Source organism: Mammaliicoccus sp. D-M19 (assembly GCF_022386695.1).
In the GTDB taxonomy this organism is placed as follows: Bacteria; Bacillota; Bacilli; order Staphylococcales; family Staphylococcaceae; genus Mammaliicoccus; species Mammaliicoccus sciuri.
The window spans coordinates 255367-269355 of record NZ_JAJNHW010000002.1 but is presented as its reverse complement, the minus strand read 5'-3'; the positions used below and the strand labels follow the sequence as shown (position 1 = coordinate 269355).

At 33.1% G+C, this 13989-nt stretch carries 11 protein-coding genes and 1 other annotated feature; all 11 genes read right to left on the bottom strand.

The window, feature by feature from the left end:
- Nucleotide 1: 1 nt before the first annotated feature.
- A complete protein-coding gene (locus LQ675_RS06845; RefSeq protein WP_000867971.1) occupies nucleotides 2-1087 on the bottom strand; it encodes a tyrosine-type recombinase/integrase in 1086 nt (361 codons plus the stop codon).
- 113 nt (nucleotides 1088-1200) lie between these two features.
- Nucleotides 1201-1764, bottom strand: a complete 564-nt coding sequence (gene radC / locus LQ675_RS06840; protein ID WP_204206573.1) for a RadC family protein — start codon at nucleotides 1762-1764, stop codon at nucleotides 1201-1203.
- A complete protein-coding gene (locus LQ675_RS06835; protein ID WP_048539634.1) occupies nucleotides 1754-2479 on the bottom strand; it encodes a prepilin peptidase in 726 nt (241 codons plus the stop codon). Before LQ675_RS06835 ends, radC begins: the two co-directional genes overlap by 11 nt.
- A gap of 168 nt (nucleotides 2480-2647) precedes the next feature.
- Entirely contained in the window at nucleotides 2648-4045 is a 1398-nt protein-coding gene (locus LQ675_RS06830) for a YfcC family protein (RefSeq protein WP_058592071.1), read from the bottom strand.
- 706 nt (nucleotides 4046-4751) lie between these two features.
- Nucleotides 4752-6014 carry a bifunctional folylpolyglutamate synthase/dihydrofolate synthase gene (locus LQ675_RS06825; RefSeq protein ID WP_048539632.1) on the bottom strand — a complete coding sequence of 421 codons (1263 nt, stop codon included), beginning with the start codon at nucleotides 6012-6014 and terminating at the stop codon, nucleotides 4752-4754.
- Nucleotides 6015-6022: 8 nt separating this feature from the next.
- Entirely contained in the window at nucleotides 6023-8653 is a 2631-nt protein-coding gene (locus LQ675_RS06820; RefSeq protein ID WP_185160419.1) for a valine--tRNA ligase, read from the bottom strand.
- Nucleotides 8654-8693: 40 nt separating this feature from the next.
- Nucleotides 8694-8906: a binding site (T-box leader), on the bottom strand.
- Between the two features lie 48 nt (nucleotides 8907-8954).
- Nucleotides 8955-10025 carry an AbrB family transcriptional regulator gene (locus LQ675_RS06815; protein WP_239727271.1) on the bottom strand — a complete coding sequence of 357 codons (1071 nt, stop codon included), beginning with the start codon at nucleotides 10023-10025 and terminating at the stop codon, nucleotides 8955-8957.
- Between the two features lie 56 nt (nucleotides 10026-10081).
- On the bottom strand, nucleotides 10082-11371 hold the full coding sequence (hemL, locus tag LQ675_RS06810; protein ID WP_239727268.1) for a glutamate-1-semialdehyde 2,1-aminomutase: 1290 nt from the start codon (nucleotides 11369-11371) through the stop codon (nucleotides 10082-10084).
- A 1-nt stretch (nucleotide 11372) separates the two neighbouring features.
- Nucleotides 11373-12356, bottom strand: coding sequence for a porphobilinogen synthase (gene hemB / locus LQ675_RS06805; protein ID WP_048539628.1), 984 nt, complete (start codon nucleotides 12354-12356; stop codon nucleotides 11373-11375).
- Entirely contained in the window at nucleotides 12353-13036 is a 684-nt protein-coding gene (locus tag LQ675_RS06800; protein WP_048539627.1) for a uroporphyrinogen-III synthase, read from the bottom strand. The genes hemB and LQ675_RS06800 overlap by 4 nt, the downstream gene beginning before the upstream one ends.
- 15 nt (nucleotides 13037-13051) lie before the next feature.
- A complete protein-coding gene (gene hemC, locus LQ675_RS06795) occupies nucleotides 13052-13975 on the bottom strand; it encodes a hydroxymethylbilane synthase (RefSeq protein ID WP_107611043.1) in 924 nt (307 codons plus the stop codon).
- Between the last annotated feature and the right edge of the window lie 14 nt (nucleotides 13976-13989).

The following is a 13989-nucleotide window of genomic DNA, read 5'->3' as shown; positions in this document are numbered from 1 at the left end:
GTCATGTTTCTCTCCCTTGAAGATACTTTTTATATTCATTCTTCATATCTTGATCAGAAAGATGAACATACGTATCAAGTGTTGTTTGTACATGGGCATGCCCTAATCTTTTTTGTACATATGCAGCATCCCATCCACTTCTAATAAGCTCTGTGGCATGCGTATGACGTAATATATGGGCAGTGAAAGTAATCCCTGTCCGTTTTCCTAGTCTTCTTATTAAGTCTAATACACTTTGATATTTTAGAGGGTGGCCAAAATAAGAATCTTTAAGATTAATAAATATATAATCATGATCTAAATCTTCCCCATATTCATGTACTAAGTAATCGGTATATAATGCCATTAATTCCTTACTTACATCAATAGTTCTTTCTTTTTTAAGTTTAATATAAGCTCCATTTTCATTATGATCTCTTGGCCTGATGTTAATCTGGTTATCCCATGTTGAAATATCTTCAATACGAAGGGATAATGCTTCTCCTATCCGAAGTCCCCCTTCATACATAAGCATAATAAGTAACTTATCTCTTTTGGTATGACATGCCTCAATTATTGCTTTGACTTGTCCATGTTCTAATACTTGTACAAGTTTCTTTTTGACCCTAAGCTTTAAAATATTTTTTTTATAGGATCTACCTTTAGAAATATGGTGAAGAAACCCCTTAAAGTTTCTTCCTCTTGCTTCTTTAGACATATCTATAGCTTTAAAATTTTCTGTGCGATTTAAATACTCTAAGAAACTAGTTACAGCGTTAAGTATGGAATTAACTGATGTTTCCTCTCTTTTAGCCTTCTTTGGTTGTATATCTATTACCTTTAAATGCCCTGCTGGATTTCTTAACCATCCTACAAAGTTTGCTAAATCCTCAAATTGTAAATCTCCTAATTCGATTCTACTTTGGCTCATAAATTCATAAAACAGCTTGAGATGATAACAATATGTTTTAATGGTATTTGGAGCTTTGCCCGTATTATCCAAGTACTTTATAAATCGCTTAACCGGTTCTATCACTTCAAATTCTTTATCTAGCAGTATGTATAACGGATATGATTTTTCCTCCACAATTACTTTCTGAACCTTCATCTTTCCACCACCTTTAAATACTTTAACTACTATTAATAATACCCTTATATATTTAATAGTTAAAGCACTGTAATTAAAAAATCCTAAACTTCGAGTACTTAGAGTACTCTAGTTTAGGATACTATGTTTAACGGATCACCACTTGGATGATTATGTGCAATGACAATTGAAGCAGCAGAATGCTTAACTGCCTCTCTCAATAAATCTCTCGGATGAACAACCGCCATATTTAATGAACCAATAAAAATCGATTGTTCATGTATAATTTGATTCTTTGTATTTAATAATAAAGCAACAAAGTGTTCTTGCTTTAAATATCTTAATTTTTCCATTAAATAATCTGCAACATCTTGTGGTTCATTGATTTCTACTTTGTCGAGAACGGTATTGCTATGCATTCTTTTAGCTAATTCAATAACTGCTAAAATTGTAATGGCTTTAGATTCACCAATGCCATTAACAGAAAGCAATTCAGACAATGTTAAATGTCTTAGCTCTCTTGTATTTTCAACTAAATTTAATACTTTATTCGCACATTCTAGACTGGAATATTGTTTGCTTCCTGAATTAATAATAATCGCCAACAATTCTCTATTTGTTAATTTATCCGGACCATATGATTTCAGTCTTTCTCTCGGTTTATCTTCATGTTGTAAATCTTTAATTTTAATAACCATAGTTGCCTCCTAAAAAATAATCATTAAGTTGAGTTTGGAATAATTGTACAAATATAACTGCAAGTGTCATAAAAGGAACGAGTGGTACTTTTTGAATTTTGTTTCTAGTGGTACATACATAAAGTGTGATCAATACACCCGCAAATATAAAAGTAAACATAAAACATAATATAAAATGTGATACCGGCAAAATTAAACTGAGTAACGAAAATAATTTAATATCTCCATAACCTAGCCCTCCCCTTGATATGAAATATAAGATGTGCAAAATTAATATGATAAACAGTGCGTAAAAAAATTGTTCTCGCGTTATTCCAAATAAATAAACACTACATACTAACATAATGATGAGCATATGATTCGGTATGACAAAATGATGGAAATCATAAATAGATAAAGGTATTAAAAATATAATTAAGAAGTAATACAAAAGAGGATTTAATTGAACTACTGAAAGAATGGGAATCAGAAATAGTATGCCTAAAAGGACTTCACAAACTAATAAAATTATTGGAATGCGCTTCTTACAATAACGACATTTACCGTGTAATGCTACATAACTTACAATGGGTAATAAATCTATCGGTTTAAGTGATGTATGACATGATTCACAAACTGAACGTTTCGTTAATAAATGAAAACCCACATTTTTCACACCCGTAAGTTGATACATATAACTTGCAATGATTGCACCGAATATAAACATTTTGAACATACTTTTTAGCTCCTTTTTGATATATATTAATATACCAAATGTGACCACAATATTTATAATCGCATATTGTTAGTAAATAGCTCTAATACTTTTTAACTCTTTATAAATCCATTAAAAAAACTTGAAAAACATCTAAAGATAGCATGTGTTTTTCAAGTTTTGTAAAATTTAATAACCTAGGGCTAATGCAATAATAATACCAACTAAGCAGATAACAACCCACAGTAATAATAACTTCCAAATAAATTTAACCCAAGTTGTGTATGAGATTCCTGCTACAGCTAATCCTCCCATTAACGAAGCTGATGTTGGGAATATACTATTACTCACTGCATCACCATATTGGAAGGCAAGTACTGCCATTTGTCTATTGATATTCAATAAATCAGAAATAGGCACCATTAATGGCATAGTCGTCATCGCTTGACCAGAACCAGAAGGGATAAAGAAATTCAGGACCATTTGTATGATAAACATCATCCCTACCGTAATACTTGCTGGTAAATCTTGAATTGTATTTGTTAAATAATAAACTATTGTGTCGATAATTTTACCATTTTCTAATACAACGACGATTGCTTTAGCGAAACCAACAATTAATGCCCCAAATAAAATAGATTGCATACCCTCGATTAAAGCATCGAAAGTACCATTAAAACCTAAACCAGCAATAAAACCTGCCAATAATCCTACAAGCAAGAAATTAGCACTCATTTCATTAAATGACCAACCAAATGTAAAAATGCCAAATACGTTAAAACATATTGCACTGACTAATAAAATTAAACAAAACATTTGTCGCTTTGTAAATCTACCAATCTCTTCTTGTGGTTCTGTTTGATTCTTTTCTTGTTGTTCTAACTCGTATACTAAACTTTTCTTTGGATTCTTTTTAACTTTTCGAGCGTAAAACATAACGTATGCAATACCAACAATTAATACACAAATATAAATAATCGTTCTAAATTCCCATCCAGAAAAAAGCGGAATTTCTGCAATCTGTTGAGCAACTCCAACTGTAAATGGGTTGAGCATTCCACCCAGAAAGCCAGCAGCAGCGCCCATGATAATCATTGCAGCACCTGTCATTGCATCATATCCAACTGCTCTAGCAATCGCTATACCGATTGGAACAAAGATAATTGTCTCTTCAGCTAAACCTATCGAGAAACCAAGCAATGAAAAAATAAACATCGTTAGTGGAATCATTAACTTACCGTTTTTACCAAGCTTGTTCATTGCAGCATTGACGCCATTGGTAATGGCACCTGTCTTATGAATAATGCCAAATGCACCACCAACTAAAAATATGTAAAAGATAATATCAGCACCACTGATTAATCCTTCAGGTATAGATCTAAATATTTCTAAAAATCCAGAAGGTTCACTATCTACTAAATGATATGTACCTGAAACAACCTCTTCCCGATCATTAACAGACTTCCTGTCAAATTCCCCAGAAGGTATCACATATGTCAGTAAACAACTCATAGCAATAATGAAAAGCAATATAGCATATGTATGAGGATTCTTGAACCTTATAAATTTTCCAACTATATCTTTCAAATTAATCCCCCCTATTTATAAGTACCATCATACACTATTATCAGAAAATATTGAATATTATATAAAAATCTATGATTTTGTTCGTGCATGCTTGCCTAGGGTATGGTTCGAGCCTGTAGTCTCTCACTCATACAATTCCCTCAGGCGTCAGCACGTTACAAAATCGTTAAAAATAATCTGAGAACTTATCCGCGAAAAGCATGGGCATAAAAAAATGAGTTTGGGACATAATTCCTAACTCAAATTAAATAACACCTCATTTACTGATTTATTCAGTAAAAATGAGGTGTTTTTATGATTTTTGGCTTAATTTGTGAAGGCGTGTTTATAGTATGGTGCCCATAGTAACAAAAGTCAACGGAAGTGTAACTAAGGATGTCCATAGTAACAAAAGTCAGCGGAAGTGTAACTAAGGATACCCATAGTAACAAAAGTCAGCGGAAGTGTAACTAAGGATACCCATAGTAACAAAAGTCGTCGGAAGTGTAACTAAGGATACCCATAGTAACAAAACGACACTCGTTAAAGATATATAAGAAAAGAGACTGGGACATAATGTAATGTCTCAGTCTCTTTTATCATATTGGCAGTAGATGTCTGAATTGTAAATGCGCTTGTACCAAGCTTTTTTCAACTCTAGTCATCCTTGCCAGGACAAAGAAATCTTTTTATACAAATTAGATTTCTGTCCCGCTCCCACTCTATATTAATCTTTAAATAATTTTCTTACTTCGCTAATAAAGTATAAACTTCCTGTTACAACGAGTAATTCTCCGTCGTACTGTTCAATAAATTGAGGATAGTCTTGAACTTTTTCAATATGGTGATGCTCTAAATAATCGTATACTGCATCAATTGGTAATGCTTTTGGAAAATCAAATGTTGTCACATAAAATCTATTGGCTATTTCTTCTATGCTACTCATCATTTTCCCTATTGGCTTACCATCTATCGCTGCAAATAATACATCGATTTTTTTGTCAGAATAGTATTGTTTTAATGTATCTACTAATGCATCAATACTTTCTTTATTATGTGCACCGTCTATTAAAATAAGTGGTTCTTCTTGAACTTTTTCAATTCGACCTGACCATGTTGTATGTTCTATCGCTTCAATCATTGTATTAAAGTTTAATTGAATCATACCTCTTTGATACATTTCAATAAGTGTTGTAATCGCAAGTGCAGCATTTTCATGCTGATGTTGGCCTATCATTTTTAGTTGAATGTTTTCTAATTCATAACTACCATATCGATACGTAAATTCAGTATCATCTGACAGTACATGAAAATCTCGATCTAGTTCTAGACCTTTATTGTAATTTTTCTCAACTACTTCTCTAACGAAATGTAAGGCATCTTTAGGCTTAATGGCATATACAAGCGGAACACTTGGTTTAATGACACCAGCTTTTTCTCTTGCAATATCCATATACGTATCGCCTAAAATATTAGTATGATCTAAACCGATACTTGTTAACACCGTCATTATTGGTTGAAATACATTCGTTGAATCATTTAAAGCACCTAATCCCGCTTCAATGATGACAAAGTCTACAGGATGTACTGTACCAAAATATACAAACATCATTAATGTAATAATTTCAAATTCAGTAGCTGGACCTAATTCAGTTTCAGATTCAAGTCGTTCAGATATTGGTTTAACTATCTGAACTAACTCAACCAATTCATCATCTGTGATTGGTGTTCCATTAATACTGATTCTTTCATTGAAAGTGACTATAAATGGCGATGTGAAAGTACCAATTTCATAGTTATTAGCTACTAGGGCTTCTCTTAAATAACTGACAGTTGAACCTTTACCATTTGTACCGACTACGTGAACTGCTTGAATCTTTTCTTCAGGATTACCTAATTTGTCGAGCATCCACTTCATTCTTTTAACGCCTGGTTTAATACCGAACTTCGTGCGTTCATGTATCCAGTGTAAACTATCTAAATAATTCATAAGATTTCCTAGCCTTTCAGTTGTTCAATTCTTGCTAATACACCATCATATTTTTCTTGATAATTAACTTTTTTATCTTTTTCTTCGTTAATAATCTTTTCAGGTGCATTTGCAACGAATTTTTCATTGCTTAATTTTTTATTAACACGATCTAATTCTTTTTGCCATTTTTGAAGTTCTTGTTCAAGTCTTTCTATTTCTTTATCCATGTCAATTAAACCTTCTAAAGGTAATACAACTGTCGCACCAAATACAACTTCAGTCATCGCTTTTTCTGGAATATCAACTTTTGTATCAATCACTAACTCACTTGGATTACAGAAACGCATTAAATAATCTTTATTGTCTAAAAGTTGTTTTTTCACTTTTTCATCTTTAGCTTCAATGTGAATTGGTACTTCTTTAGACATTGGTGTATTCACTTCACGACGTGCTTGTCTTACAGATTTAATGATTTCAACTAATAGTTGCATAGATACTTTACTATTTTCATTTGATAATTCTGGTCTTACTTCAGGCCATGAAGCTTGAATAATTGTTTCACCTTCATGTGGTAATGCTAGCCAAATATGTTCGGTTACGAATGGCATTAATGGATGAAGCATACGCATTGTTTGATCTAACGTATAAGCTAATACTGAACGTGTCATTTGTTTTTTAGCTTCGTCCTCACCATTCATTGGTATTTTACTCATTTCAATATACCAATCACAGAATTCATCCCAAATGAAGTTATATAATACACGACCAACTTCACCGAATTCATATTTATCACTTAAATCCGTAACGTTCGCAATTGTTTCATTTAATCGTGTAAGAATCCATTCATCTGCAACAGATTTTTCACCAGATAAGTCTATATCTTCAAATTTGAAATCTTCACCGATATTCATAATGCTGAAACGTGACGCATTCCAAATTTTATTGATAAAGTTCCATACCGCTTCAACTTTTTCAGTAGAATAACGTAAGTCATGACCTGGAGATGAACCAGTAGCTAAGAAGTATCTTAAACTATCTGCACCATATTCATCAATTACATCCATTGGATCAACACCGTTACCAAGTGATTTACTCATTTTACGGCCATCTTCAGCTCTTACTAATCCGTGTAATAAAACGTCATTGAATGGCTTTTTACCTGTAAATTCTAAACCTTGGAAAATCATTCTTGATACCCAGAAGAAAATAATATCATAACCTGTTACTAACGTATTAGTTGGATAGTAACGTTTGAAATCTTCATTGTTTTCATCTGGCCAACCTAATGTTGAGAATGGCCATAATGCAGAACTAAACCATGTATCTAGGACATCTTCATCTTGAGTCCAGTTCTCGATATCTGCTGGTGGTTCTTCACCAACGTATGTTTCGCCTGTTTCATTATGGTACCATGCTGGGATTTGATGACCCCACCATAATTGTCTTGAAATTGTCCAGTCACGAATGTTTTCCATCCATCTATTGAATGTTCCTTCAAAACGATCTGGTACAAAATTAATACGACCATCTGTATCTTGATTGTCTAATGCTTGTTTAGCTAATGGTTCCATTTTAACAAACCATTGTGTAGATAAATAAGGTTCTACTACTGCGCCACTTCTTTCTGAGTGACCAACAGAATGAACATGTTCTTCGATTTTGATTAATTCGCCAGTTTCTTTTAAGTCTTCGATTAATTGTTTACGGCATTCAAAACGATCTAAACCATTATATTTACCTGCTAGCTCATTCATTGTACCGTCTTCATTCATAACATTAATTTTTTCTAGTTGATGTCTTTCACCAATTTCGAAGTCATTAGGGTCATGAGCTGGTGTAACTTTCATTGCACCACTACCAAATTCAATATCAACATAGTCATCACCAATAATCGGTAATTCACGACCAATAATCGGTAATATAACTGATTTACCAATTAAATGTTTGTAACGATCATCATTTGGGTTAACAACGATTGCTGTATCACCTAACATCGTTTCAGGACGTGTCGTTGCAATTTCAATTGCGCCTTCTCCGTCTTTAAAAGGATATTTAATATGATAGAAATGACCTGTAATATCTTCGTGAATAACTTCAATATCAGAAATAGCTGTTTTAGTTTGTGGATCCCAGTTAATAATTCTTTCACCACGATAGATAAGACCTTTGTTATACATATCAACAAACACTTTTTTAACTGCTTGAGATAAGCCTTCATCTAATGTAAAACGTTCACGACTATAGTCTAAACCTAATCCTAATTTAGCCCATTGAGCTCTAATAAAGTCAGCATATTCTTCTTTCCATGACCAAGCATGTTCAAGGAATTTTTCTCTTCCTAAATCATGTCTTGTTAAACCTTGTTCTCTTAATTTACCTTCAACTTTAGCTTGTGTCGCAATACCTGCGTGGTCCATACCTGGTAAATACAATGTGTCATAACCTTGCATTCTTTTCATTCTTGTTAAAATATCTTGTAAAGTTGTATCCCATGCATGACCTAAATGCAACTTCCCTGTTACGTTTGGTGGTGGAATAACAATTGTGTATGTTTCCTTCTCTTTATTTTCACTTGGCTTAAAATAATTATGATCTAACCAAAATTGATAACGGCCTTCTTCAACCTTTTTAGGGTTATACTTAGGTTCCATTTCCATTAAAATCACTCCCTTTATAATATAAAAAACCCGTCCTAATAAATAGGACGGGTTAAACCGTGGTACCACCTAAATTCAATATAATCACTTATATTGCACTCTAACGATTATCGCTCGCACACGCATTAACCTACTTAGTTTCAATTAATGTTCAATTTAAGGCTACCTTCAATCATCATTAATATGCATTTACACCAACCATGCACTCTCTATCATTAATCAATGATTTACTCTTCCTTGATAAATATTCGATTACTCTAATAATATAAGCAGAATCCATATAAGTCAATATTGATTCATTTTAATTTCCATATTTTCTAGTTCGTGCTGTTAAGAAAATTTTAATTAATGGCGCAACAATCAGTAGAATAAAGAATATCCTAAATATGTGATAACTTGATATCATGGCGACATCACCGCCTGTTTCTAATGCTACCACGATGATTTGAGCCATACCACCAGGTGCTGCACTTAAGAATAAATCGTTTATATTGTCGTCTATAAATAACTCAAATACAAAAACAAGTACAAATGCGCCAATAATGAGCGATACATTTTGAAATGCTATAGCAAAAATTGTCTTTCTCGTTAAATTATTGATTAAATCTGATATTTGAACACCTATTCTTATACCGAATAATACTTGTGCAACGACAATGATCGGATAATCTAATGAGAAGATTTGCCCAGTATATAAATTCCATACTAATAATACAAATATCGGTGCAAGTAATTGCGGCACTGGTACTTTCAATTTATAGAATATAAAGTATAAAGCGATGGTACCGATTAGTAGCACAAATATACCTGTGAAATCTAGCGATGTAAATATAGATGGCGCCTTTTCAATTTGTCCTGACGCGGTACCATCATTACCATAAATAGATGAAATAATTGGAACTAATATTACGACAAACATGATTCGAGATGTTTGTGTAAGTGTAACAATTAACAAATCTGCTTTTTTATTTTCTTCAGCCATAATAACCATCTGACTTAAAGCACCTGGAATTGCACTTAACAAGGCCGTTTCGAAAGTAACATTTGCAATTTTTCTAAACGCTATTGATACAATTAACGCAAGTATTAAGATACAAACTGACATTAAGATAATTTGTATCCATTCATCTTTAATATCATGAAGGACGTTAGGCGTAAATGTAGAACCCATCTGTACACCTAATATCAGTAACCCGATATTACCTAACCATGTTGGCCATTTAATCGTTCTTTTCAACACTTTAATCACAATTAAACTCGCAAATATAGGTCCAAACAACCATGGTAATATCATGTGAATACTTTGTAACACTAAACCGAGTATAATTGCTAACAAACTAACGAGTACAATGTTCCATTTATTTCTATTCATGATTTAACACCTCAAAAAAATTATATCATTTATGTTTCTATAATTTGAGGTAAGTTTTATTCGTTCGTTATTCTTTCTAAAGCAATGTCAAAAGCTTGTATTGTTTTTTCAATATCTTCTTTAGTATGTGCTGTGGATAAGAATGTTCCTTCAAATTGTGAAGGTGGTAAGAATACGCCCTCTTGAGCCATTTCTCTATACATTTTACTAAATAATGCTAAGTCTGATGAATTTGCTTCATCGAAGTTAGTTACTGGTCCTTCATTTAAGAAATACCCGATCATTGAACCTGCACGATTAACCGTAATCGGAACAGCGTGTTTTGCAAATACTTCTTTCAGACCTTTTTCAAGTAAATCTCCAAGTTCGTTGAAGTATTGATAGCTTTCTTCAGTTAATTCACTTAGTGTTGCATAACCACTTGTCATTGCTAATGGATTACCTGAAAGTGTACCAGCTTGATATACATTACCGACTGGTGCTATTTCTTCCATAATTTCTCTCTTACCACCGAATGCGCCAACTGGTAGTCCACCACCTATAACTTTACCTAAACATGTTAAATCTGGTGTCACACCAAAGTAGCCTTGTGCACAGTTATAGCCAACTCTAAATCCAGTCATGACTTCATCGTAAATAAGTAATGAGCCATATTCTTTCGTAATATCACGTAATCCTTCTAAGAAGCCTTCAACAGGTGGCACGACGCCCATGTTACCAGCTACTGGCTCAACTATGACGCCAGCAATATCTTCACCAAAGTGTTCAAATGCAACTTTTACTGCTTCAATATCGTTATATGGAACAGTAACAGTGTTTTTAGCTGTGCCTTCTGGTACACCAGGAGAATCTGGTAAACCTAAAGTCGCAACGCCAGAACCTGCTTTAATTAATAATGAATCACTATGACCGTGATAACAGCCTTCAAATTTCAATATTTTATTTCTACCAGTGTAACCTCTAGCAAGACGTAAAGCGGCTAATGTCGCTTCTGTACCTGAAGAAACCATTCTCACCATTTCAATAGATGGCACACGTTCAATAACAAGTTTTGCCATTTTATTTTCAAGTTCAGTTGATGCACCGAATGAAGTTCCTTTATCAACTGCTTCATGTAATGCAGCTTTTACTTTTTCATGTGTATGACCTAGAATTAATGGTCCCCAACTTAACACGTAATCAATGTATTCATTGCCATCTACATCATAAATTTTAGATCCTTGTCCGTGGTCCATAAAAATCGGTGGTGTATCTACTGATTTAAAAGCACGTACTGGACTATTTACGCCACCTGGCATTAAATTTACAGCTTCATCATAGGCATTTATTGAACGTTCATATCTCATATTAGTAGTCTCCTCCATCTAAATATTTACAAATATCTTTAGCAAAATAAGTAATAATCATGTCAGCACCAGCACGTTTCATTGACGTCATTTGTTCCATCACGATTTTTTCTTCATCTATCCAGCCATTTAATGCAGCTGCTTTTGTCATACTGTATTCTCCACTTACATTGTATGCAACAATTGGTAAGTCTGAGCGATTACGAACATCTCTAATGATATCTAAATAGCTTAGAGCTGGTTTGACAATCATCATGTCGCAACCTTCTTTAATATCACTTTCTAATTCTCTGAAGGCTTCTAATCGATTACTTGGATCCATTTGATAAGTCTTACGATCTCCAAATGAAGGTGCCCCTTCTGCTGCTTCTCTAAATGGGCCATAGAAGCTAGATGCGTATTTAATACCATAACTCATAATAGGAATATTTATAAATCCTGCTTGATCTAAGCCTTCTCTAATTTCAGTAACAAATCCGTCCATCATATTACTTGGCGCAATAATATCTGCACCAGCTTTAGCTTGTGATACAGCTGTTTTCACAAGTAATTCTAATGATTGATCGTTATCTACATCTTTTGTTTCTTCGTTTATTACACCGCAATGTCCGTGGTCTGTATATTCACATAAACACGTATCCGCCACAACTAACATATCTGGGAATTTACTTTTAGATAATCGTGTTGCTTTTTGTATAATACCATCATCAATAAAAGCACCTGTTCCACAAGCATCTTTCTCATTAGGTATACCAAAGAACATAACACCTCTAATGCCTAAATCATAAGCTTCATTTAGCTCTTGTTCTAATAAGTTTAAACTTAATTGATAAATACCTGGCATTGAAGATATTTCATTTTTAATATTATCTTCTTCAATTACAAAAATCGGATATATTAAATCTGATTTATGAACATACGTTTCTTTCACCATATTTCTCATTACTTGAGATGATCTAAGTCTTCTATGTCTATCAAATTTCATGATTTTACCTCTTTCAAAATTGTATTTATCATGCCTTCTAATGTGTATTCTTCTGCTACTTTAGAAGGTTGATGATATGTATTTAACTTTCGCTCTGTTATAGCACCAATTGCATAAACTTCAACTGAGTTAGGAATTCGATGATAGTTATCAAAATAACTAGAAACAGCTGATGAACTTGAAAAAGTAACATGCGTTACTTCTTGCTGTTGTATCAGTTCATGTACTTTTCCAACATTTTCTATATTTGTAACAGGCTCATATAGATGCAGTACTTGTACTTGATTATCCCATTTCATAAGTTCTTTCGCTAGTTTATCTCTTGCTTGTTTACTACACGGGATTAATATAGATTGATTTGTGAACTGATCTTTAAATTCATGTAATAAACCTTCTTGAGTAAATGAATCTGGCATTAAATCTACTGGAATATTGTACTGATCTGCTACTTTTTTTGTTTTTGTACCGATAACTGCTATACGATCAACTTCTATTTGATTTAAATATGGTTCAAATATTTTGATCGCATTTACAGACGTAAAAATAAGCCAATCATAGTGTGGTTTTAAACAAGATTGTTCAAATTTGATAGGAACAATATCAATGAACGGATAATGACGAATATCGACATCTTCACGTTGAACAGTTCTTGTACTTGTAACCACAATGATTGGCTTCATGTTAACGACTCCTTATTATGCTTCTTCATTCAATTTCTTAATAATTTCATATGCACCTTGTGCTTTTAATTCTTCAGAAACTTGTTTACCTATTTTTACAGGGTCAGTTCCTTTTATTGTTGATTCATATCTTTCTTTACCGTCTGGTGACATGATTAAACCTGTAAATGAAATTTCATCATTTTCAAGTGTTGCATAGCCAGCTATTGGCACTTTACAACTGCCATCCATTTCATTTAAGAATGTTCTTTCACACGTTACACATGTTTCTACATTCTCATCATGAACAGATTTAAGAATATCTAATAATTCTTGATCATCACTTCTACATTCGATACCTAGTGCACCTTGCCCTATAGCAGGTACCATCGTATCTTCTTGTAAATATTCAGTAACGATATCATCACTCCAGCCCATACGTTTTAATCCAGCTGCAGCAAGTATAATCGCATCGAAGTCTTCAGTTTCTAATTTATTTAAGCGTGTATCAATATTTCCACGAATCCACTTAATTTCTAAATGAGGATATTTTGCTAATAATTGCGCTCCACGTCTTAATGAACTTGTACCAACAATACTACCTGGTTTCAAATCCGCAAGTTTAACGTGGTTATTTGCGATATATGCATCAAATGGATTTTCACGTTCTGGAATACATCCTAGTGTTAATTCATCAGGCAATTCACTTGGAACATCTTTTAAGGAATGAATAGCAAAGTCAATTTCATGATTGAATAATGCTTGTTGTATTTCCTTAACGAATAATCCTTTACCACCGACTTTAGATAATTGAACATCAACAATCTTGTCACCTTTAGTAACAATTTCTTTAATTTCAATATCTAATTCTGGGTATTTTTCTTTTAATTTATCTATAAATTGCTGACTCTGCGTCATAGCTAATTTACTTTTTCTAGAACCTACAATAATTTTACGCATAATTTCCTCCACCA

Excerpts from the sequence above, each read along its gene's own strand:
- LQ675_RS06825 (WP_048539632.1), bottom strand. The coding sequence starts at position 6,014 with ATGAATTATTTAGATAGTTTACACTGGATACATGAACGCACGAAGTTC.
- hemB (WP_048539628.1), bottom strand. The coding sequence starts at position 12,356 with ATGAAATTTGATAGACATAGAAGACTTAGATCATCTCAAGTAATGAGA.
- LQ675_RS06845 (WP_000867971.1), bottom strand. The coding sequence starts at position 1,087 with ATGAAGGTTCAGAAAGTAATTGTGGAGGAAAAATCATATCCGTTATAC.
- LQ675_RS06835 (WP_048539634.1), bottom strand. The coding sequence starts at position 2,479 with ATGTTCAAAATGTTTATATTCGGTGCAATCATTGCAAGTTATATGTAT.
- hemL (WP_239727268.1), bottom strand. The coding sequence starts at position 11,371 with ATGAGATATGAACGTTCAATAAATGCCTATGATGAAGCTGTAAATTTA.
- LQ675_RS06820 (WP_185160419.1), bottom strand. The coding sequence starts at position 8,653 with ATGGAAATGGAACCTAAGTATAACCCTAAAAAGGTTGAAGAAGGCCGT.
- LQ675_RS06815 (WP_239727271.1), bottom strand. The coding sequence starts at position 10,025 with ATGAATAGAAATAAATGGAACATTGTACTCGTTAGTTTGTTAGCAATT.
- LQ675_RS06800 (WP_048539627.1), bottom strand. The coding sequence starts at position 13,036 with ATGAAGCCAATCATTGTGGTTACAAGTACAAGAACTGTTCAACGTGAA.
- radC (WP_204206573.1), bottom strand. The coding sequence starts at position 1,764 with ATGGTTATTAAAATTAAAGATTTACAACATGAAGATAAACCGAGAGAA.
- hemC (WP_107611043.1), bottom strand. The coding sequence starts at position 13,975 with ATGCGTAAAATTATTGTAGGTTCTAGAAAAAGTAAATTAGCTATGACG.